This is a genomic window from Candidatus Sulfotelmatobacter sp. (assembly GCA_035504415.1).
In the GTDB taxonomy this organism is placed as follows: domain Bacteria; phylum Vulcanimicrobiota; class Vulcanimicrobiia; order Vulcanimicrobiales; family Vulcanimicrobiaceae; genus Vulcanimicrobium.
The window spans coordinates 120,383-142,938 of sequence record DATJRY010000010.1; the positions used below are offsets into that span (position 1 = coordinate 120,383).

A 22,556-nucleotide genomic window follows, 5' to 3' on the forward strand; every position below is an offset into this window, starting at 1 on the left:
GTCGACGGCATGAGGAGCGTTGCGGCCGTCGGGAGTCTGTCGACGTTTCCGGCCTCGCGTTTGCAGCGCACGTGGGCCTGCGCGGTGCTGGTCGTGCTCGGCCTGTTCGTGCTGGCGATCGTTCCGATCGCGGGCCGACACTTGCTCGCGATCCCGCCGTTCTTGCCGACCTTCACGACGTTCGTCATCGTGACGGACCTGCTGACCGCCGCGCTGCTCTACCGCGATGCGTGGAACGCCCGTTCGCTCTCGCTCAACGTGCTGGCTTCGGGCTACCTGTTCAGCGGCCTGATCGTCATCCCGCACGTGCTCACGTTTCCCGGCGTCTACGGGTCGACCGGCTTCGCGTCGGCGAGCTCGCAGACCGCGGTCTGGCTGTGGGCCGCCTGGCACGCGGGCTTCCCGGCGTTCGCGCTGGCGTCGGCGATCTTCGCGCGCTGGCACCCGCGGCTGGCCGCGAGCGGCGGCATGCGCTCGCGCCTGGCCGCGCCGGCGGCGACGATCGTGCTGGCGGTGCTGGTCGCCGCGCTCGTCCTCGGCAACGCCGCGCGCCTGCCGGTGCTGCTGGTGGGCTCCGATTATCACCGCATCATCATCTCGGGTGTCGGACCGGCGATCGTCGTTCTCTCCGCGCTGGCGATGATCGCGCAAGTCGCGCTGCCGGGGACGCGCACCGTCGCGCCGCTGTGGGTCACCGTCGCCGTCGGCGCGATGCTGCTCGACACCGTGCTCACGCTCGACGGCGGGGGCCGCTACAGTGCGGGCTGGTACCTCTCGCGCTGCATCGCGGTGTTCGGCTCGGGCATCGTCCTGTTCGCGCTGCTGCGCGAGACCGGCCGGCTGGTGGAGAGCGCGACGCAGGCCGAACGGCGCCTGCGCACCATCGTGGACGGCGTCGGCGACGCGCTGCTGGGGCTCGACGACGAAGGCCGCATCGTGGACGCGAACCCAGCCGCCATCACGCTCTTCGGCGTGCCCGAAGCCGCGCTGCGCGCGCGTTTGGCGAGCGAGGTCGTGCGCACCAGCCCGGTGCCGCTCGAGCTGAGCGTGGGCGAGAACGTCGTCATCGCGCGCGACGTCACCGAACGACGCCGCGCCGAGGCGGCCGCGCGCGAGGCGATCGCCAGCGCGACCGAGGCGGCCGCGATCAAGAGCCGGTTCCTGGCAACGATGAGCCACGAGATCCGCACGCCGATCAACGCCGTGGTCGGGATGTCGGAGCTGATGCTGCAGACCCCGCTGACCGACGAGGCGCGCGACTACGCGCACACCGTGCGCGAGTCGGCCGAAGCGCTGCTGGGCGTCATCAACGAGATCCTCGACTACTCGAAGATCGAAGCCGGCGCGACGGAGCTGGAGCGCATCGCGTTCTCGCCGCTGCAAGCGGTCGAGGCCGCCGCCGACATCATCTCGACCGCCGCGCGCAAGAAGCACCTTGCGCTCGCCACCCACGTCGCGCCCGACGTCCCGCGCCGCGCGCTCGGCGACCCGCACCGGCTGCGCCAGATCCTGCTCAACCTGATCGGCAACGCGGTGAAGTTCACCGCGGCCGGCTACGTGACCGTGCGCGCCAGCGTCGAGCGCACCGAAGGCGAACGGATCTCGGTGCTGCGCTTCGCCGTCAGCGACACCGGGCCGGGCGTCTCGCCCGACGCCGCCCCGCGGCTGTTCGAGCCGTTCCGGCAAGCCGACGCGGGGACGACGCGCCGCTTCGGCGGCACCGGCCTGGGTCTTTCGATCTCCAAGCGGCTCGTCGAGCTGATGGGCGGCGAGATCGGCTTCGAGAGCGCGCCCGGCTCCGGCGCGACGTTCTGGTTCACCGTTCCGTTCGAACGCTGCGCCGAGGACGAGCCGGGCGGCGACGTCGTGCCGGCGCTGCGCGGCGCGCGCGTGCTGGTCGTCGACGGCGAAGACGCGACGCGGGGCGTCGTCGAGCAGTACCTGTTCTCGTGGGGCGCGATCGCGATCGGCGGTTCGAGCGTGCAGCAGGCGATCGATCTCGCCTCGGCGGCGCTGGGCCGCGGCACCGACCTCGACGCGATCCTGATGGCCGAGCAGCCGGGCAGCGATCCGGGCGCGGCACTGGCGCGTCTGCGCGAAGCGACCGGGACGCGCGCCCGCGCGCTGCTGCTCACCGAGAACGATCAGCCCGGTCAGGCCGAGCGCGCGTTCGGCGCCGGCTACAGCGGCAGCGTGCGCAAGCCGCTCAAACAGTCGATGCTGCACGACGCGCTGGCCGACACGCTGGCGGGGACGCCGGCGCCGGCGGCGCCGGTCGAACCGGTCCGCGCGGCGCCCATCGACGGCCTGGCGATCCTGATCGCCGACGACAACGCGGTAAACCGAAAGTTGACGTTGCAGCAGCTCAAGAAGCTCGGGTATCAGGCGGAGGCCGTCGAGGACGGCAAAGAAGCCGTCGACGCCGTGCTGGCCCGCCACTACGACTTGATCTTGATGGACTGCGAGATGCCGCGTCTGGACGGGTATGCGGCCACGCGCATGATTCGCGCCGCCGAACGGCACGGCACCACCCACATCCGCATCGTCGCGATGACCGCGAACGCGCTCGACGGCGACCGCGAAGCGTGCCTGGCCGCCGGGATGGACGACTATTTGGCCAAGCCCGTGCAGTTGGAGTCGCTGCGCGGCGCGATCGAACGCGGGGCGTCCGCCCGCTTCTCTCACCAGCGATCCGAGAGGTAAACCATTCTTCACACCCGGGTGCGGGCGTCGCGCCCGTGAGCTGAGAAAAACAGGCCTAGCGTGACTGGCTGGGGCGTCGACATCGTGACCCTCCCCGCGTCCAACGAGCAACGGCGCCTGGCGCTGATCGCGGTGGGCGCGCTTGGCATTTTCGCGCTGGCGATCGCTCCCTTCGCACGCATCCCGGCCGGCGTCTTCCCGGGCTTCCTGACCCTGTACGGCGGCGCCGGGCTGATGACGCTGGCGATCACCGGCGCGATCCTGTTCGTCCAGTTCACGCTCTCGCGCAAGCCCTCGCTGCTGGCGCTGACCTGCGGCGTGCTGTTCTGCGAGATCATCTTCGGCGCGTACATTCTGACCTTTCCGGGGACGGAGACGACGGCGCTGTTCGGCGCGTACGGCTCCGCGTTCGCCTATCTGTGGGAGCTGTGGCACACCGCGCTGCCGCTCGCGTTCGCGGCCTACGTCGTGCTGCGCCGGCTCGGCGATCGCGGCCGCGTCTCGAACGCCGCCACCGCCGCCGCCCTGACCGGCACCATCGTGGTGGCCTGGATCGCCATCGCGGTGCTGGGCGCATACGACCGCACCTTGCCCAGCCTGGTCCACCACGCGCGCTACGGACCGTGGGCCTACGTGCTCACGCTGCTGGTCGCGCTGCTCGCGTTCGGGGTGGCGATCGCGCTGCTGCGCCGCGGCAAGGGACAGACGATGCTCGACGCCTGGCTCGCCGCGCCGGCGATGGCCTTCGCGGTCGACGCGTTCATCAATTGCGTCGGCGGAGCGCAGTACAGCGTCGGCTGGTACGGTTCGCGGCTGGGCGTCATCCTGGCGACGTGCTTGTTCGTGGTGGCGCTGCTGCTCGAGACCAACCGGCTGGCGCGCTTCCTGGGCACCAGCGAGAACCGCTTGCGCGGGATCGTCAACGGCGTCGCCGACGCGCTGGTGGTCGTCGACGCGCGCGGCGCCGTCGCGTCGGTCAATCCGGCCGCTGCCGCGCTGTTCGGCTTCGTCGCCGAGGACCTCACCGGCACCCCGATCACGCGCCTGTTGCCGGAGTTCCCGACCGCGGCGCAAGCGCCCGAAGCGACGGTCGTCGAGACGACCGCGCGCGACGCGCGCGGGACGCCGTTCCCGGTCGAGTTCGCGCGCGGGCGCGACACGACCAGCGCGTCGGGCGAGACGATCCTGATCTTGCGCGACATCACCCAGCGCAAGCACGCCGACGAGGCGATCCGGCTCGCGCACGACCGTGCGGTCGAAGCGGCCGAGGTCAAGTCGCAATTCCTGGCCACGATGAGCCACGAGATCCGTACCCCGATCAACGCGGTCGTCGGCATGTCGGAGCTGCTCCTGCAGTCGAACCTCGACGACGAAGCCCGCGAGTACGCCTCGACGGTGCGCGACTCGGCCGAGTCGCTGCTGGCGATCGTCAACGACATCCTCGACTTCTCGAAGATCGAGGCCGGCCGCATGGAGCTGGAAGTCGTGCCGTTCTCGCCGGTCGTCGCGGTCGAGAACGCGACCGACATCCTCGGCGCGGCGGCGCGGAAGAAGGGGCTCTCGCTCTCGACCTACGTCGCGCCGGACGTGCCGGCCCGCGTGATCGGCGATGCCGACCGCTTGCGCCAAGTGCTGTTGAACCTGCTCGGCAACGCGGTGAAGTTCACCGGCACCGGCAGCGTGACGGTCCGCGCCATCGTCGACGCGCACGACGGCGAGTCGACCGTGCTGCGCTTCTCGGTCACCGACACCGGCCCGGGCATCGCCACCGACGTCGCGGAGCGCCTCTTCGAGCCGTTCCGGCAGGCCGATCAGTCGACGCGCCGGCGCTACGGCGGGACGGGCCTGGGGCTGTCGATCTCGCGCCGCATCGTCGAGCTGATGGGCGGCAAGATCGGCTTCGACTCGAGCCTGGGCCGCGGCTCGACGTTCTGGTTCACCATTCCCTTCCCGCGCGTGCCCGACGAGGCGAAGGCCGCCAACGACGCGGTGCGCGGCGCGCGCGTGCTGCTGGTCGACGACGAGCCGGTCGCGCGCCAGGTCGTCGATCAGTATCTGCTGGCCTGGGGCGCGATCGCGTCGAGCACCGGCAACGCGCCGCACGCGCTCGAGCTCGCGCGCGCGATGGCCGCGCGCGGCAACGCCTTCGACGTCGTGCTGATCGATCGCAACGCCGGCGGCGACGGCCTCGCCTTCGCCAGCCGTCTGCGCGCGCTGCCGGGCCTGAACAACATCCCGCTGGTGCTCATCAGCGGGACGGACGAACCGGCCTCGGCGCCCGAAGTGCGCGCGCGCGGCTTCAGCGCGGTCGTGCGCAAGCCGATCCGCCAGAAGAGCCTGCACGACGCGCTGGTCGGCGCGCTGTTCGGCGCCGCCTCCGGCACGGTGCCGCCCGACATGCGGTCGGCGTACACCGCGACCGCCGCGCGCGCGCAGGCGCGCGTTCTGGTCGCCGAAGACAATCCGGTCAACCGCAAGTTGGCGCTGCAACAGCTCAAGAAGCTCGGCTACGGCGCCGACGCGGTCGCGGACGGACGCGAAGCGATCGAGGCGATCGCGCACGGTGACTACGACTTGGTCTTGATGGACTGCCAGATGCCCGAGGTCGACGGTTTCGAGGCGACCCGCGAGATCCGGCGGGCGGAGAACGTACGCGGCGGCCACGTGCCGATCGTGGCGATGACGGCCAACGCCCTCGAGGGCGATCGCGAAGCGTGCCTGGCCGCGGGGATGGATGACTACCTCGCGAAACCGGTGCAACTGTCCGCGCTGCGCGCGACGGTGGAACGTTTCGTGAACGGAGTCGGAGTTGCCGGATAAGCAGATCCTCGACATCACGCGCCTCGAGGAGGCCTTCGAAGACGACACCGCCGGGATCGTCGAGCTGCTGGAGATGGCGCTCGAGACCGGCCGCAAGCATTGCGTGGTGCTGGGCGAGGCGATCGCGGCCGGCGACGCGACCGCGGCCGCTCGCGCTGCCCATGGGATCAAGGGCAGCGCCGGCAACATCGGCGCCAACGGCGTGATGGGGCTCGCAGCCGAGCTGGATAGCCGGGCCCGGACGGGCGATCTGACCGGAGCTGCCGATCAATTACGTGAGATCGAGCGCGGCTACGCGCAGGTCGCGGAACAAGTACGAATATACCGGGAGAGCCTCTCGTGAGCGAAGTTCTGGTCGTCGACGACCACGAGCCCAACCTCTTGCTCTACGCCAAGGTGCTGGCGAAGATCGAGGGCGTGACGCCGCGCTGCTTCACCGATCCGCGCGCCGCGCTGGCCTACGCGGAAGCCAAGGTGCCGCTGCTGGCGGTCCTCGACCAGACGATGCCGGGGATCAGCGGGCTGGATTTCGCGACCCGCTTGCGCTCGATTCCGGGCCGCGAGAGCACGCCGTTCCTGATGGTCACCGCGACCGACGAGCGCGAGCTGCGCCGCGAAGCGATGCGCCGCGGCGCATTGGGCTTTCTGACCAAGCCCGTCGATCCGGTCGAGTTCCTCGCGCTCGCGCAAAACGTGCTGACCACCGACCGCGACCGGCGCGACGCCGTCGCGCGCGCGGAACGGCAGGTGCTGCGCGTGCGCGAGATCGAGGACCTGCTCGACGAAGGCGCCGGACGCATCATCGACGCGCTCGTCGCCGCGATGCGCGCGCGCGATCCGGCCTTGGTCGAGCACGAAGAGAAGGTCGCCGCGTTGAGCGTGAAGCTGGCGCAACGGCTCGGGGTCGCGCCCACCGAGCGCGAGCTGCTCGCGCGCGCCGTCGTCGTGCACGACGTCGGCAAGCTGAGCTTCTCCGACCGTATCCTGCGCGCCACCCCGCGCATGGAGAAGCCCGACGCGCTCGACGTGCAAGCCCACGTCGCGCACGGCCGCGCGATCCTCTCGGCGGTCGGCGACGCCGCGAGCCCGCTGCTGCGGATGGCGCTGGTGCTGGCCGGGACGCACCACGAGCGCTTCGACGGCGCCGGCTATCCCGGTGGTTTGCGCGCCGAGGCGATCCCGTTCGTGGCCCGCATCGTCGCGGTCGCGGACGCATATGCCGCGATGACCGCGCCGCGGCCCTGGCGCGCGGCGATCAGCCCGGGCCACGCGCTCGCGCAGATCGAAGGCCAGCGCAACACGGCCTACGATCCGCGCGTCGTCGCGGCGTTGCGCGAAGCGCTCTCGACCGGCGCATAATCCGCGGGCACGACGCCCAGCCGTGTGCGGGCGTGCGTGTACCACACCAGTCCCGGCGCCGCGTCGCGCTGCTTGCGCACGTGCTTGCGCTCGGTGTAGTCGACCTCGACGCGGCCCGCGGCGCGGCCGCGGCTGTGCGCCGCGGCGAGGTCCGCGGCGGCGGCCAGATCGTCGTCGGCCGGCGTGCCGCCGGCCGGCGCCTGCAGCACGACGTGCGAGCCCGGCATCCCCCGCGCGTGGAACCACAGATCGTCGGGCCGCGCGATGCGGAACGTCACCTCGGCGTTCTCGCGCGGCGAGCGGCCGACGTAGATGCGCGCGCCGGACGGACGGTCGACCCGTAACGGCGCGCGCTTGCGGCCCGGTGCCGCGGCGCGCTGCGCCGGGCGTCCTTCCAGCGCATCGAGGTCGGCGGTCAGCTCGGCCAGCGTCGCGCCGTCGCTCGCCCGCTCGACCTCGAAGGCCAGCTCGTCGAGCGCCTCCGCGCGCGCGCGCAGCGCGGCGGCCCGGCGTTCCAGGTGCGGCAGCGCGTCCGTCGCTTTGCGGTACTGCGCGTAATAGCGCAGCGCGTTGGCCTTGCCGTCGAGCTCCGGGTCGAGCGCGATCGTGAGCGTGGGATTCGTCGCCGGGACGAACGTCGTCGCGCCGCCCGGAACCTCGTGCGCGTGGGTGAACAGCGCGTCGCCGCTCGCGCGCAGCCGGTCGCGGCGCGCGGCGTCCTCCTGACGCTCGCGCAGCGCCTGCAGCTCCTCCGCCGTGGCCTCTCGCCGGCGCGCGACCCGGCTCGCCAGCGACGCGCGCAAGCGCTCGCGACGGTCGCCCAGCTGCGCGGCCGTCCGCGTGCCGCGTTCGCGCGCCCACAGCGGCAGCAGCAGCGGCTCCTGGTCGTGGATCGCCGCGGCGAACTGGTCCAGCGGGACGACGTGCGCGGCCAGCAGCGCGCCGGTCTCGTCGCGGTAGACGTGGATCGGGCCCAGCTGCTCGGCGGCCGCCTCGGCCTCGCGCCACAGCACGGCGGTCGCGTCGGCGTCGCCGTCGCGGCCGTCGGCGACGAGCGACGCTTCGAGAGCGCGCGGCAGCCGCACGAGCGGCAGCGGCGGGGGCTGGTACGGCATGCCGACCTGGACCGAGCGCTCCGGGTTCTCGGCCGGCGAGAACTGCTTGGCGGCCGCGACCACCGTCCGCTCGCGCAGCACCAGGACGTTGCCGTAGCGGGGCACCAGCTCGAGCACCAGCCGCGCCCCGCTCTCGACCCCGAAGCGGGACGCCGAGCCGAACAGCAGAACGAGGAGGCGATCTCCGCGCCGGGCTTGCACGGTTGAGAGGCGCATCCCGCGCAGCGCGGTGCTCGCGGCCCGCAGCCACCCCGGATCGGCGGCCAGCGCCGGCTCCGCGTCTTCGAGCGTCACCAGCGGTGGGGTGCCGAAGGCGTCGACGACCAGCGTCGCGGGCCCGCGCCGGACGCCGCCGAAACGCAAGGCGACCCGCCCGTCCTCGAGCAGGCCGGCGTCGTCCAAGCGGGCGCCGCGTAGGGCTGCCTCCAGTTCGGTCGCCGCCCGGCGGATCAGCATCCAGTCGGTGGTCATCGCGGGCAGGTGCTTTCCCGCCCTCTCCGTATTTGTCCGGTTTGACCCTAGCGGAGGAGGGAGCTGGTCCTGACGGGGCCCGGTCTGTTGTTCGTCGTGTCGGGGCCGTCGGGGGCGGGGAAGGACACGTTGGTGGAAGGCCTCAAGGCCCGGCACGAACGTCTCTTGTACTCGGTCTCCGCGACGACTCGTGCACCGCGCGCGGGTGAGCGCGACGGGGTTGATTACTTCTTTCTGACCCGCGAGGAGTTCGAGCGGCGCCGTGATGCCGGCGGCTTTCTCGAACACCGCGAGTACAACAGCCACCTCTACGGCACGCCGCGCTCGTTCATCGACGAAGCGCTGCGGGCCGGTTACGACGTGGTCTCCAAGCCCGAGGTCAACGGGGCGCTGGCCGTCCAGCGCGCGTTCCCGGGCGCCGTCCTGATCTTCATCGTCCCCGACAAGTTCTCACACCTCCGCTCGCGTCTCGAGGCCCGCCGGACCGAGACCAACGAGCAGATCGCCGCGCGCCTGGAGATTGCGCACGACGAGTTCACCTTCGTACGACACTTCGACTATCTCGTCATCAACGAAGAGGCCCGCCCGCAGCAAGCGGTCGACGACCTCGAAGCGATCGTGCGAGCCGAACGGTACCGCATCAACCGGTATGCCGACACCCGACTGAAAGAATTGGAAAGTACCTGATCATGAGCGATAGCGTTTTCGGCGATCTCGACGGCCTGCTGCAGCACGTCGACTCGAAGTTCTCCCTGGTCAACGTCGTGACGAAGCGTGCCAAGCAACTCAACAACGGCGCGCCGCCGCTGACCGAGCGGGTCAACCCCAACAAGCCCGTCTCGACCGCCTTCAACGAAGTGCGCTCGGGCAAGATCCCCTACCACCGCACCAAAGAAGGCATCAAGTAACCCCTCTGCGCTGTCTGAGGTCTAAAGATAGCAACATGGTGATGGACCGAGCGCAGCAGAATAGTGCCCCGATGAAACGCTGTTGCGAGGTCGGACCCGGGGGCCCCACGCTACGCGTGGGGGGCGCGCAGCCCAGGGCGGAGCGCCGCTAAAATGTGCAACATGGTGATGGACCGAGCGCAGCAGAACAGCGCCCTGATGAAACGTCGTTGCGAGGTCGGACCCGGGGGCCCCACGCTACGCGTGGGGGGCGCGCAGCCTAGGGCGGAGCGCCTTTAAACATGTGCGGCATCGTTGGGTACGTCGGGAAGCGTGACTCGGTTCCGATCATTCTCGACTCGCTCGGGAAGCTCGAGTACCGCGGCTATGACTCCGCCGGTATCGCGGTCATCGATGCCGACGGGCGGTTGACCGGGTCGAAGGCCGAGGGGAAGCTGGCGAATCTGACCGCGCGCCTGCGCGACGGCCAGACGCTGGCGGGCACGACCGGCGTCGGGCACACGCGCTGGGCGACGCACGGGCGGCCCTCCGACGCCAACGCCCACCCGCACATGGACTGCAGCGGACGCTTCGCGGTCATCCACAACGGGATCATCGAGAACTACGCCGGGCTGCGCGCGCAGCTGCTGGCCCACGGTCACGTCTTCAAGAGCGAGACCGACACCGAAGTGCTCGCGCACCTGATCGAAGCGCACTACGGCGGCGACCTGGTCGCCGCGGTGCGGCAGACGCTGGGCGAAGTCCGTGGCGCGTTCGCGCTGGGCGTCATCTCGCAGGACGATCCCGAGACGCTGATCTTCGCGCGCAACGGCGCCTCGCCGCTGATCGTCGGCTTGGGCGAGGGCGAGATGTTCGTCGCCTCCGACATCCCCGCCATGCTGCCGTACACGCGCCGCGTGGTCATCCTGCAAGAGGGCGAAGTCGTCACCGTCGGGCGCGACGGCTACCAGGTGACCGCGTTCGACGGCGAGCCGATCGAGCGCGAGGTGCAGCAGATCGCGTGGGACGCCAGTGCCGCCGAGAAGTCCGGCTACAAGCACTTCATGCTCAAGGAGATCTTCGAGCAGCCGACGGTCATCAAAGAGACGTTGGCGGGCCGGATCGACGAGAGCCACGACGTGCAGCTTGGCGCGGAGCTGAAGATCGACGAGATCGTGCTGCGTGCGATGACGAAGATCTCGATCACCGGCTGCGGGACCGCCTATCACGCCGGCATGGTCGGGATGTACCTGATGCGCGCGCTGTGCAAGCTGCCCGTCGAGATGGAGTTGGCCAGCGAGTTTCGCTACGGCGACCGCTACATGGACGCGCGCACGCTGACCGTCGCGATGTCGCAGTCCGGCGAGACGGCCGACACGATCGAGGCCGTCAAGATCGCCAAGGAGCTGGGAACGCCGATCATCGGCATCTCGAACGTCGTCGGCTCGGCCTTGACGCGGCTGGCCGACGCGACGGTGTACACGCGCGGCGGCCCCGAGATCTCGGTCGCGGCGACCAAGACCTATGTCTCGCAGGCGATCGCGGCGACCCTGTTGGCGCTGTACCTGGCGCGCGTGCGCAAGTCCGCGCCGATCGAGCGGCTGCGCGAGATCGCCGAGGGAACCAAGCTGCTGCCGGCGGCGATCGACGTCGTGCTCGACACCTCCGAGGCCATCAAGAAGGTCGCCAAGCGCGTTCGCAAGGCGCGCTCGGCGCTGTTCCTGGGCCGCTACGTCAACTACCCGACCGCGCTCGAAGGCGCCCTCAAGCTCAAGGAGATCTCCTACATCCACGCCGAGGGCTACGCCGCCGGCGAGATGAAGCACGGGCCGATCGCGCTGCTCGACAGCAAGACGCCGGTCATCGGGATCGTCACCGAAGGCCGCGTGCGCGAGAAGATCCTCTCGAACATCGCCGAGTCACGGGCGCGCGAAGCACCGATCATCCTGGTCGCCAATCACGGCGACGAAGAGGCGGCCGCGCTGGCCGACCACGTCCTGTGGGTGCCGCGCGTCGACGAGATGCTCTCGCCGATCGTCAACGTGATCCCGCTGCAGCTGCTGGCGTACCACATCGCGGACATCGACGGCAAGGACGTCGACCAGCCGCGCAATCTCGCCAAGACCGTCACGGTCGAGTAGTCCGCGTGCGTCCCGACGGCCGCGCCGACGACGCGCTGCGTCCCATCTCGATCGAGCCGGGGTACCTCGCCTTCGCCGACGGCAGCGTGCTGATCTCGCTCGGCCGCACCCGCGTCATCTGCGCGGCGACGATCGAAGATCGCGTGCCGCCGTGGATGCGCGGGCGCGGGACCGGCTGGATCACCGCCGAGTACGCGATGCTGCCGCAGGCTACGCCCGAGCGCAACCAGCGCGAGTCCGTCAAGGGCCGGCCGGGCGGCCGCACCCACGAGATCCAGCGGCTGATCGGCCGCGCGCTGCGCGCCGTCGTCGACCTCTCGAAGCTGGGGGAGCGTTCGGTGCTGATCGACTGCGACGTCATCGGCGCCGACGGGGGGACGCGCACCGCCTCGATCACCGGCGCCTGGGTGGCGCTGGCGCTGGCGCTGCGTAAGCACGTCGATCCGGCCAAGACCGCGCTGTGGCCGCTGCGCGGCCAGATCGCCGCCATCTCGGTCGGCATCGTCGACGGGACGCCGGTGCTGGACCTGCCCTACGAGGAGGACAGCCGCGCCGCGGTCGACATGAACGTCGCCATGACCGACGCGGGCGGCTTCGTCGAGCTCCAGGGGACGGCGGAAGGAGAACCGTTCAGCCGCGCCCAGCTCGAGAGCTTGTTGGGGCTGGCCGAAGGCGGAATCCGCAGCCTGTTCGCCGCCCAGCGTGACGCGCTCGATCGTGGCTGACCGCGAGCGCCTGGCGGCGCTCGTCGCGGCCGTCGGAGCGTTCCACGTCACCGACCGCGCCCTGCGCGCGGCGCAGGCGCGCATCACCGCCGCGCTGGCCGCCGGCGACGCCGACGCGGGCGCGGTCCGCGCCTACCTACAGGCCGTCCGGCGCTACTTCGAGCCCTACGAGCGCGAGGCGCAGGGGCAGTTGCGCTACGTCGACCGCGAGCTCGAGCGCCTCTATCAGACGCAGTACAACCTGAGTGCCGAGCGCGGCGTGGTCGGCAAGCGGGTCGAAGCCGTGCGAGGCGTCCTCGACGCGGTCGCGGAACTGCGAGAGGAATGAAGGTCCTCGAGAAGGTCGGCCGCGAGACGTCGGACGTCTTCGCCTATGCCGGCGGTGTCAGCGAGTTGCTCGCCGACACCCTGCGCTTCGTCCTTCAGCTGCGCATCCGCATGGGCGAGACCTTCGACCAGGCCTACCTGCTGGGCGTGCAGTCGTGGCCGATCGTCCTGTTGACCTCGCTCTTCACCGGCATGGTGTTCTCGCTCGAGAGCGCGGTCCAGGCCGTGCAGTACGGGGTCGGCAACCTGGTCGGCGGCGTCGTCGCGTACTCGACCTTGCGCGAGCTGGGCCCGATGCTCTCGGCCGTCGTCGTGGCCGGCCGGACCGGGGCCGCGATCGCCGCCGAGCTGGGCTCGATGGTCGTCACCGAGCAGATCGAGGCGCTGCAGTCGCTGGGCCTCTCGCCGACCCGCATGCTGGTCGTGCCGCGGCTGGTCGCGCTAGTCGTGATGCTGCCGCTGCTGACGATCCTCGCCGACGTCGTCTCGATCTTGGGCGGCGCGTGGGTCGCGCACATCTACGCGCACATCTCGTACGAGTCGTTCCTCGAATCGATGCGCTCGACGGTCGGGATCAACGACCTGTTCAAAGGTCTGGTGAAGTCGGTGGTGTTCGCCGTCATCATCGCGATCGTCGGCGCGTATCAAGGCTTGAGCACGCGCGGCGGCGCCGCCGGCGTCGGCCGCTCGACGACCAGCGCGGTCGTCGTCTCGATCATCCTGATCTTCATCTTCAACTTCACCCTCTCGTACCTGCTCTACGGTGGCAGCTGATGCCGCAGATCTGGGCGCGGCTCGAGGACGTGAGCGTGCGGTACGGTCCGAAGATCGTGATGGAGAACCTGACGCTCGACATCGTCGAAGGCGCGATCACCTGCATCATCGGGCTCTCCGGCGCCGGCAAGTCGACCACGCTGCGTCTGCTCAACGGGCTCAAGCGCCCCGACAGCGGCCACGTCTACGTCGGGGGCCGGGACATCACGCAGATGCACGAGCGCGAGCTGATCGAGCTGCGCCGCTCGATCGGCTTCTCGTTCCAGTTCGCGGCGCTGTTCGACTCGCTCACCGTCGGCGAGAACATCGCCCTGCCGCTGCGCGAGAACACCAAGATGTCCGAAGCCGAGATCGCCAAGGCCGTCGCCCAGACGCTCGAGTCGGTCGGTTTGGCGCACCTCGAGAACCGTTATCCCGCCGAGCTTTCCGGTGGCATGGTCAAACGCGCGGGCTTCGCGCGGGCGGTCGTGAGCAACCCCCACGCCGTGCTCTACGACGAGCCGACGACCGGACTCGATCCCATCATCACCCACGTGCTGACCGATCTGATCGTGACGCTGCGCCGGCGCCTGAACGGGACCGCCGTCGTCGTCTCCCACGACCTCGCGAGCATCTACCTGATGGCGGACTACATCGCGTTGCTCTTCGAAGGGGCCATCGTCGCATACGGACCGACCGACGAGATCCGCCGGTCCGAGAACCCGATCGTGCAGCAGTTCTTGCAGGGGAGCGAAGTCGGGCCGATCCCGATCTGAAACGCATGAGCAGACAGGCCGTCGTCGGACTCTTCACCATCATCGCGCTCCTGGCGCTGTTCGGCATCTTCCTGGTGCTCGAGAACATCGGCACGCAGGGGCGCTACCAGGTCGGCATCCACTTCAAGTCGGCGGCCGGGCTGCACAAGGGCGCGCTGGTCTACGAGAGCGGCGTGGTCGTCGGCGTCGTCGACCAAACGGTGCTTCAGCCGGACTTCACCGTCGAGGTGATCCTGGCGATCAACAACAGCGTCGACGTGCCGCGCGACGCGCGGTTCCTCATCCAGGCGCCGCTGACCGGCGACTCGTCGCTCGAGATCGTCCCGGTCTCGACCGAGCGCGTCGTGGCCGCCAACGTGCTGCCGCGCCAGGTGCTGCCGATCGACCAGCAGCCGACCGGGACGAATCCGGCGACCCTGCAAGACCTGCTCGATCAGGGGCAGGGCGAGGTGCACCGGCTCGACGCGATGCTGGCCGAGCTCGAGACGCGCGAGCCGAAGCTGCTCAACACGCTGCAGTCGGCGCTCGACAACGCCAACCAGGTCGCGGTCACGACCAATCACACCTTCGGCAAGCTCTCCGCGCGCATCGACTCGCTGACCGACACGCTGCAGCTGGCCTTGCAGCAGGGCAGCGCCAACATCACCGACATGACCTCGCAGCTCGACCAGGCCGTGCACCGCAACACCGGCCACTTCGACTCGATCGCGCTGGCGCTGGACAACTCGGCGCGCGACCTCAACCGCACCGCCGACCGCATCCAGCAGCTGGCCGCGGATCCGAAGCTGCACGACGACATCCTGCAGACGACGCACGGTCTGGCGCAGACGGCGACGACGTTCGCTTCGCTGGCCGCCGACCTGCGCACCGTGACCAGCAATCCGCAGACGCAGGCGCAGCTGCGCGACACGATCGCCAGCGCCGACGCCGCGATGCAGAAGGCGGACTCGCTGCTGGGCAAGCTCGGCGGCACCTCGAGCGTCTACGGCATCGACGCCGGCGCGACGCCGGCCCCGCACGGCGCGGGCGCGTCCGGCGCCGCGCCCGTTCCGGGGACCTCGCCCGCTCCGCACGGCGCCTCGCCGCAGGCACTCAAGTTCAAGGTCGGCGATCTGGTCCACCAGCTGATCGCGCTGCAGGTGCGCGTCTCGGAGCTCGACGCGGAAGAAGTCGGCAGCAACTCCTCGCCGCTGCTGACCAAGGATCGCGGGCCGTCGACCGACGTCAACGCGATCCTCTTCCCGCACGGCAGCACCTACCTGTACACCGGCGTCAACGACGTCGGCGGTCCGTCGGCCACGGCCAACGTCGCCGCGATGACGCACGTGTCGTCGCACCTGCTGTTCGGTGGCGGCCTGCTCTACTCGCGGCTGGGGATGCGGGCGGACTACGACCCGGGCTCGAGCGGCGTCGGCGTCGAGGGGCTGGTCTACGATCCGCGCCACCCGACCGCCGACGGGTATCTCAACCTCAAGCTGGGCGGCGGCCTCGAGCTGTTCGGGGGCGAGCGCGACATCTTGCACACCGGTCGCCGCACGACGTTCGGACTCCAGTACCAGTTCTGAGCCCGGCGTGATCCCGCTCTGGGGCAACCGGCGGATTCCGATCACCGCCTGGAGCGTCTACCTGATCGTCGCGCTCAACGTCTGGGCGTACGTGCAGGAAGCCGGCGCCGCGCACCCCGACGCGCTGATCTCCAGCTTCGCGGTCATCCCGTACGACGTCACGCACGACGTCGTGCTCGCGCCGCCCTCGCCCCCGGTGCCGTCGCTCACGCTCCTGACGGCGCAGTTCTTGCACGCCGGACTCGCGCACATCGGCTTCAACATGCTCTTCCTGCTGGTGTTCGGGCCGGTCGTCGAGTACCGCTGCGGGCACCTGCGCTTCTTGGCGTTCTACCTGCTGTGCGGGATCGTCGGCGGCGTCGCGCAGATCGCGGCCGCGCCGGGCAGCCACGTGCCGGAGATCGGCGCGTCGGGCGCGATCGCCGGCGTGCTGGGCGCGTTTCTGGTCATGGACCCGTTCGCGAGCATCGAGACGGTGACCCCGATCGGGTGCTTCCCGCTGTTCCTGCGGCTGCCCGCGCTGCTGGTCATCGGCGTGTGGGCGGTCGCGCAGTTCCTGGCCGGCTACGGTGCCCTGACCGCCCGCGCGGCGGAGTCCAGCGGCGGCATCGCGTATTTCGCTCACATCGGAGGGTTTTGCACAGGCGTGTTGCTGATCGGTGTGTTCGCTCGACCCATGACGACGCGGCCGCGGGTGCGGCACTGATGCGGGTCGGCATCGTCGGAGCCGGCGCGCTCGGCACGCTGTTCGGCCACCGGCTGGCGGCCGCCAACGAGGTCGTGCTGCTCGAGCGCCGGCCGGAGATCGTGGCGGCCGTCGAGTCGGCCGGCCTGCGGGTCGACGGGGACGCGCGGCGCGTGCAGATCAGCGGCGAGCCGCGCGCGCTGTTCGGCGTCCAGGTCCTGTTCGTGTTCGTGCGCGCGACCGACACGCTGCGCGCGCTGCGGCCGTTCGCCGGCGAGCTGAGCCCGACGACCGCGATCGTCTCGCTGCAGAACGGCCTGGGCAACGAAGAAGCGATCAAGACGTCGTTGGGCGGCGCGATCCCGCTGGTCATCGGCGCGACCACCGAGTCTGCGCTCACGACCGCACCGGGCGACGTGCGGCGCGTCGGCGACGGCACGACCGTCTTGGGCACCGCCGGCGCGTCGCCCGAGGTGGTCAACCGCATCGTGCGGCTGTTGGCCGACGCGGGTCTGCGCGCGAGCGCCGCCTACGACATCCGCCCGCACCTGTGGGGCAAGCTGATCGCGAACGCCGCCATCAATCCGGTCGCGGCGCTGCTCGAACGCCCCAACGGCGTCGTGCTGCGCGACGCGCATGCCGGCGAGGTCGCGCGGTCGCTCGCCCAGGAGGCGGCCACCGTCGCCAACGCGATGCGCATCCCGTTGCCGTTCACCGACCCGTGGACCTACGTGCGGGGCATCGTCGAGCAGACCGCCGAGCTCGACAACTCGATGCTGTACGACCTGCGCATGGGCGCGCCGACGGAGGTGGACTTCATCAACGGCGCGGTGGTCGCCGCCGGACGCCGGGCCGGTGTGCCGACGCCCTACAACGAGACCCTGGCCGATCTCGTGCGCGCTCGCCAAGCGACGCGCAACATCCTGGGAGAAGGCTTGGAAAGCGTTTAAGCTGGCGGTCGCGGGGCAGAACATGCCTGACCGCCGTGAACCACCGCTCTCTTTTTTGCAGCCTGACGATCGCGCTGCTCGCGTTCGCGAGCGGTTGCGGCGGCTCGTCGGGACGAGCGGACGCGAAGCCCTCACCGCTGCCCTACGTGGCGACCGTCGTCGCGCAACAGGGGACGCTCCAGCCCAAGCTCCTCATCGCCGGCGTGATCGCGCCCTACCGGCAAGTCGGCATCGCCGCCGACCTGTCCGAGCCGATCACCGAAGTCGACGTCCAGGAGGGCGACCGTGTCCGCGCGGGTCAGGTCCTGGCACGCCTGTTGACCGACGACTTGGAAGCGTCGCTGGCCTCCGCGGAGCGCGTCGTCGCCGAAGACGTCGCACGCTACAGTCAGACCTCGTATCAAACCACTGCCGTCAACGCGCAGGACGCGGCCGCGATCCGCTCGGCTCAAGCGACGCTGCACCAGGCCGAGGTCAACTTGTCCGGCGCGCGCACGGACCTCAACCGCTATCTGCAGCTGCAACGCCAAGGCTACATCGCCAACCAAACCGTCGACCAGCAGCGCACCTCGGTCGCCAGTGACGCCGCGGCGGTCTACTCCGCCCGCGCCGCGCTCAATCAAGCGATCGCGAACGCGAACGCCAACGGGAGCGGCGCCAACGCCGGCGAGCAGCAGCAAGAGCTGGCGGCCGCGCGCGAAGCCGCCAACGCCGCCGAGGCCAGCGCCGAACAATTGCGCCGCGAGATCGCGCGCGCGACGATCGTCGCGCCGGTCGACGGCGTGATCGACGCGGTCAACGCCAACCCCGGCGAGTATCCCTCGGGCCGCCAGCTGTTCACCGAAGAGCAGGTGAACCAGGTCTACGCGATCTTGCCGGCCTCGACCGCGCAAGCGGTGCAGATCCGCAACGGCGCGGCGGCGACGATCACCGCCACCGGCAGCACGCGCACCGACCACGGGACGGTCGCCGCGGTGCTCGACCAAGTGCAGCCCGGCACGACGAACTTCACCGTCAAGGTCCTGGTCGCGAACCCCGACGACCACCTGCGCGCCGGCATGCCGGTCACCGGCGTCGTCGACGAGCCGCCGCTCAGCGGCGTCATCGTGCCGTTGACCGCGTTCCTCGACGACAGCCGCACCGCCGTGTACGTCGTGAGCAACGGCGAAGTGCGCACGCAGACCGTGAGCGAGGTCAACGACGACGGCACGAACGCCGTCGTGCGTGGTCTTGCGGCCGGCGCGCACGTCGTGAAAGACGTCACGACCGCGACGGTCGGGAACGGCGATCGCGTGACCCTGGTCAGCCCGGCGCCGCGCCCGAGCGGGAGCGGTGCGCCCGAGGCCGGCGCGACGACGGGTCCGTAGATGGGGCTGACGCGGCTCTTCCTCAAGCGTCCGACGCTGGTCTTCGTGCTGGTCATGCTGACGCTGCTCGGCGGCATCATGGCGCTGCGCAATCTGGTGGTCCAGCAGCAGCCCAACAGCGGGCTGCCGGCCGTGTCGGTCAGCGCGTCCTATTCGGGTGCGTCCACGACGGAGCTGGTGACCGAGATCGCCGAGCCGATCGAAGACCAGTTGGCGGGCACGCCGTACCTCGATCACATCAACACGACGATTCAGACCGGTCAGGTCAGCATCACCGCGTCGTTCACCACGCAGTCGACGGACACCGAGAACATCGCCAACGTCGAGAAGGCCGTGCAGGCGGCGTCGCGCAGCCTGCCGACGACGATCGCCGCTCCGACGCTGCGCGTCTCCGACCCCAGCGAGCCGACCGTCGTCTCGCTGGCGCTGGTCTCGGCGAAGTATCCGCAAGCGGTGCTGGCGTCGATCGCCAACAACTCGATCGTCCCCGTCATCGAGCAGCTGCCGGGGATCTCGAACGTCAACGTGACCGGCACGACGCAGCCGGCCTTCATGGTCACCGTCAACCCGCAGCTGCTCGCCGCCGACAACCTGACCTTGACCGACGTCGTCAACGCGATCACGCCCAACAACGTGCGCGCGCCGGGCGGCTACGTCTACGGCCCAGGCCACGAGACGCAGCTCGACGTCCGCGGCGACCTGCCCAACCCGCAAGCCGTGGCGAACCTGCCGATCCACGTCACCTACACCGCCGCCAGCGGCGGCGGGACCGGGGCCGCCGGCGGCACCACCTCCGGCACGGGCGGCGGCGCCGCCGCGGCGGCACCCGCGGCGGCGGCCGCGACGAGCGGCACGGGAGCGGCCGGCGCGGGGACGACCAGCACCACCGCGAGCGCCGCGGCGCCGACCTACACGGTGCCGCCCGCGCAGTTCGTCGCGCCGGGCAGCGGGACCACGGCGGTCGCGAACGCGACGATGCCGCCGGTCCCCGCCGGCGCGGTCGGCTCCGCGAGCGGCGCGACCGGCACGTCCGCCGGCGGCACGAGCGCCGGCACGAACGCCGGCACCGGCGGGACGTCGACGAGCGGTGCCACCGGCACCACGGGGACGACCGGCACCACCGGCACGACGGGGACGACCGGCACGTCCGCGACGCGCAGCACGGCGGCGCAGACCGCCGGCGGCAGCACAACGTCCACCACGAGTACCGGCTCGACGACCACGGCCGGTGGAGCCGCGTTCGCGTCGGGGACCTCGACGACCGGCTCCTCGAGCACCAGCGGCACCAGCGGCGCCAGCACGTCCAGCGGCAGCATCGTGCAGGGCGAGAGCCCGGTCGCGAACGCCCCGATCGCGCAGCCGGTCACGCCGGGGACGATCAACTCGAACGCCAGCGCCGTCACCGCGACCAGCGGTGCGGGCGCGCTGCCGTCGGGCGGCTCGAGCTCGTTCGGCAGCGGCGCCGGCACGACGACCTCGGCGTTCGTCGGCGCGCTCGATCCGTGGGCGGTCCCCAGCGCGGACAAACGGATCTCCGACGTCGCGACCGTCGTCGACGGCAGCGTCGTGCAACGCGTGTTCTCCTCGCAGAACGGGCGCCCCGGCGTGACGCTGCTGGTGCAGAAGGCCACCCAAGCCAGCGAAGTGACCGTCGCCAACGAGGTCATCGCCGCGCTGCCCGCGCTGCGCCAGCAGTTCCCCGGCGTCGACTTTCAGCTCGCGCACGTGCAAGCGACGTACACCGAGCAGCAGGTCGAAGGCGTCGAGCACACGCTGGTCGAGGGCATCGTCCTCACCGCGATCGTCATGCTGTTCTTCCTGGGCTCGTGGCGCAACGCCGTGGTCGTGATGATCGCCATCCCGACCTCGCTCGGGGTGACGTTGTTCGTCATGATGGTCATGGGGCTGACGCTCGACACGATCTCGCTGATGGCGATGACGCTGGTCATCGGCATCCTGATCGACGACTCGACCGTCGTCTTGGAGAACATCGAGCGCCACCGTGCGCTGGGCGAAGCGCCGGCCGACGCCGCGCTCAACGGGCGCAGCGAGATCGGTCTGGCGGCGATCGTCCTCACGCTGGTCGACGTGATCGTCTTCCTGCCGATCATCTTCGTCGGCGGCCAGGTCGCGCAGCTGCTGACCGAGTTCGCCATCGTCGTGACGGTGGCGACGCTGACCTCGCTGTTCGTCTCGTTCACGATCACGCCGACGCTGGCCGGCCTGTGGTCGATGCAATCGACCTGGCGGCCGTGGCCGGCGATCCGCTGGTTCGACGCGCGCTTCGACGCCGTGCGCGCACGCTACGCGGAGCGCTGGCTTCCGTTCGCGATCCGCACGCCGTGGCCGTTCGTCATCGGCGCGGCGATCGCGTGCGTGCTGGCGTTCCTGCTCGTCCCGACGGGTTTGGTCGGCGAAGAGTACTTGCCGCCCGCCGACCAAGGCATCGTCACGGTGCAGGTCACCTTCCCGGCCGGCTATCCGCTGGCCGACACGCACGCGACGATGGAGCGGCTCGAAGCGGAGACGCGCAGCGTCATCCCGGCCAAGATCCTGCAGTACGAGACGACCGTCGCCGGCGCGTACAGCGCCGCGTTCGGGGGCTTCGTGCAGGAAGGCAACGTCGGGCAGATCTCGGCCTACCTGTACGACGCGACGAAGACGCAGGACGTCGTGCAGCTGCTCACGCAGCACCTGCCCGGGCTGGTGCACGGCGGTCAGGTCGCGGTGACCGCCGCGACGGGACAAGGCGGCAGCGCGCAGCAGCCGATCGACGAGGAAGTCTCGACCACCGACAACTCCGATCCGACCGCCGACGCGGCCAAGATCTTCGCCGTGCTGCAGCACACGCCGGGGGCGACCGGCGCGCAGGACAGCGCCAGCAACGCGGCGCCGCAGATGGAGGTCGACTTCGACCGGGCGCGGCTGCAAGCGCTGGACGTCAGCGACGGCACCGCCGCGGCGGCGGTCGAAGCGTCGTTCGGCGGCGACGTCGCCTCTCAGATCGAGACGCCCGATCGCGGCTTGACCGACATCGAGGTCATCTATCCGACCTCCGCGCAGACCTCACTCGCCGACGTGTTGGCGATCCCGCTGCGCACCGAGGACGGCGGCATCATCCATCTCGGCGACGTCGCGTACCTGAAGTGGTCCCCGGCGCCGCTGCTGATCACCCGCGAGAACCGCGCCACGATCATCCACGTCTCGGCCAACCTCGCGCCGGGCGCGAACCTCTCCGACGTCACCAAGGACTTCTTGCAGCGCGTGCGCGCGAGCCACTTGCCCAAGAACGTGCGCGTCAAGCCGGCGGCGCAAGGCCAGCAAGACTTGATGGGCCAGGCGCTGCGCACGCTGGGCGCGAGCCTGGCGGTCTCGATCGTGCTGGTCTTCCTGATCATCGTGGCGCTCTACAACAGCTACCGCACGCCGTTCGTGACGCTGTTCGCGATCCCGGTCGCCGCGATCGGCGGCTTGGGCGCGCTGTGGATCACGCACCAGACGCTGAACCTGTACTCGCTGATCGGCACCATCCTGCTCGTCGGGCTGGTGACGAAGAACGGCATCCTGCTGGTCGACTACGCCGATACGGTGCGCGTGCGCGACGGCCGGTCGCGTTCCGAGGGTATCGCCGAAGCCGCGCAGACGCGATTCCGCCCGATCGTGATGACGACCGTCGCGATGGTGGCCGGGATGCTGCCGCTCGCGCTCGGGCTCGAACCGGGCGCCGGTCAGCGCGCCTCGCTGGCGATCGTGGTGATCGGCGGCCTGCTCAGCTCGCTCGTGCTCACGCTGTTCATCGTGCCGATCATGTACAACTGGCTCGCACCGGCCAAGCTGCGCGAGGAGACGCACTTCGCCGACGAGGCGCCGCGGCAGCCGCCCCAGCCGCCGCCGCACCCGCAGCCCGCCTAG

Annotated in this window: 17 protein-coding genes; 16 read left to right on the forward strand and 1 reads right to left on the reverse strand. The window is 70.5% G+C overall.

Annotated elements, in window-relative coordinates; translation table 11 throughout:
* The first annotated feature begins 9 nt into the window (after positions 1-9).
* Genes VMD91_05445 through VMD91_05460 form a run of 4 tightly spaced genes read left to right on the forward strand, consistent with a single transcriptional unit; the run spans position 10 to position 6,882 of the window.
* Positions 10-2,703: an MASE4 domain-containing protein gene (locus tag VMD91_05445; GenBank protein ID HTW83499.1), complete on the forward strand. Its 2,694-nt coding sequence runs from the start codon at positions 10-12 to the stop codon at positions 2,701-2,703.
* 60 nt (positions 2,704-2,763) lie between these two features.
* Positions 2,764-5,523, forward strand: coding sequence for a response regulator (locus VMD91_05450; GenBank protein HTW83500.1), 2,760 nt, complete (start codon positions 2,764-2,766; stop codon positions 5,521-5,523).
* Positions 5,513-5,866 carry an Hpt domain-containing protein gene (locus tag VMD91_05455; GenBank protein HTW83501.1) on the forward strand — a complete coding sequence of 118 codons (354 nt, stop codon included), beginning with the start codon at positions 5,513-5,515 and terminating at the stop codon, positions 5,864-5,866. The genes VMD91_05450 and VMD91_05455 overlap by 11 nt, the downstream gene beginning before the upstream one ends.
* Positions 5,863-6,882, forward strand: coding sequence for an HD domain-containing phosphohydrolase (locus VMD91_05460; GenBank protein HTW83502.1), 1,020 nt, complete (start codon positions 5,863-5,865; stop codon positions 6,880-6,882). Before VMD91_05455 ends, VMD91_05460 begins: the two co-directional genes overlap by 4 nt.
* Here VMD91_05460 and VMD91_05465 read toward each other — a convergent pair.
* Positions 6,828-8,468, reverse strand: coding sequence for an NFACT RNA binding domain-containing protein (locus tag VMD91_05465; protein ID HTW83503.1), 1,641 nt, complete (start codon positions 8,466-8,468; stop codon positions 6,828-6,830). The genes VMD91_05460 and VMD91_05465 overlap by 55 nt on opposite strands.
* Positions 8,469-8,555: 87 nt before the next feature.
* Between VMD91_05465 and gmk the strand changes: the two genes are divergently transcribed.
* From gmk to VMD91_05525, 12 genes are all read left to right on the forward strand, one after another.
* On the forward strand, positions 8,556-9,155 hold the full coding sequence (gene gmk / locus VMD91_05470; protein ID HTW83504.1) for a guanylate kinase: 600 nt from the start codon (positions 8,556-8,558) through the stop codon (positions 9,153-9,155).
* Between the two features lie 2 nt (positions 9,156-9,157).
* Entirely contained in the window at positions 9,158-9,376 is a 219-nt protein-coding gene (rpoZ, locus tag VMD91_05475) for a DNA-directed RNA polymerase subunit omega (protein ID HTW83505.1), read from the forward strand.
* A gap of 281 nt (positions 9,377-9,657) precedes the next feature.
* Positions 9,658-11,496, forward strand: a complete 1,839-nt coding sequence (gene glmS, locus VMD91_05480) for a glutamine--fructose-6-phosphate transaminase (isomerizing) (GenBank protein ID HTW83506.1) — start codon at positions 9,658-9,660, stop codon at positions 11,494-11,496.
* A gap of 5 nt (positions 11,497-11,501) precedes the next feature.
* Positions 11,502-12,221, forward strand: coding sequence for a ribonuclease PH (gene rph, locus VMD91_05485; GenBank protein HTW83507.1), 720 nt, complete (start codon positions 11,502-11,504; stop codon positions 12,219-12,221).
* Positions 12,214-12,549: a hypothetical protein gene (locus VMD91_05490; GenBank protein HTW83508.1), complete on the forward strand. Its 336-nt coding sequence runs from the start codon at positions 12,214-12,216 to the stop codon at positions 12,547-12,549. Before rph ends, VMD91_05490 begins: the two co-directional genes overlap by 8 nt.
* Complete coding sequence (locus tag VMD91_05495; GenBank protein HTW83509.1) at positions 12,546-13,322, forward strand: ABC transporter permease; 777 nt, start codon at positions 12,546-12,548, stop codon at positions 13,320-13,322. The genes VMD91_05490 and VMD91_05495 overlap by 4 nt, the downstream gene beginning before the upstream one ends.
* Positions 13,322-14,077, forward strand: coding sequence for an ATP-binding cassette domain-containing protein (locus VMD91_05500; protein HTW83510.1), 756 nt, complete (start codon positions 13,322-13,324; stop codon positions 14,075-14,077). Before VMD91_05495 ends, VMD91_05500 begins: the two co-directional genes overlap by 1 nt.
* A gap of 5 nt (positions 14,078-14,082) precedes the next feature.
* Positions 14,083-15,642 carry an MlaD family protein gene (locus VMD91_05505; protein HTW83511.1) on the forward strand — a complete coding sequence of 520 codons (1,560 nt, stop codon included), beginning with the start codon at positions 14,083-14,085 and terminating at the stop codon, positions 15,640-15,642.
* A 7-nt stretch (positions 15,643-15,649) separates the two neighbouring features.
* Positions 15,650-16,348 (forward strand): rhomboid family intramembrane serine protease, encoded by a 699-nt coding sequence (locus VMD91_05510; protein ID HTW83512.1) that lies wholly within the window; start codon positions 15,650-15,652, stop codon positions 16,346-16,348.
* The gene (locus VMD91_05515; protein HTW83513.1) at positions 16,348-17,277 is read left to right on the forward strand and encodes a 2-dehydropantoate 2-reductase; all 930 of its coding nucleotides are present in this window, start codon (positions 16,348-16,350) and stop codon (positions 17,275-17,277) included. Before VMD91_05510 ends, VMD91_05515 begins: the two co-directional genes overlap by 1 nt.
* Positions 17,278-17,312: 35 nt before the next feature.
* On the forward strand, positions 17,313-18,644 hold the full coding sequence (locus VMD91_05520) for an efflux RND transporter periplasmic adaptor subunit (protein HTW83514.1): 1,332 nt from the start codon (positions 17,313-17,315) through the stop codon (positions 18,642-18,644).
* Positions 18,645-22,556, forward strand: a complete 3,912-nt coding sequence (locus VMD91_05525; protein HTW83515.1) for an efflux RND transporter permease subunit — start codon at positions 18,645-18,647, stop codon at positions 22,554-22,556.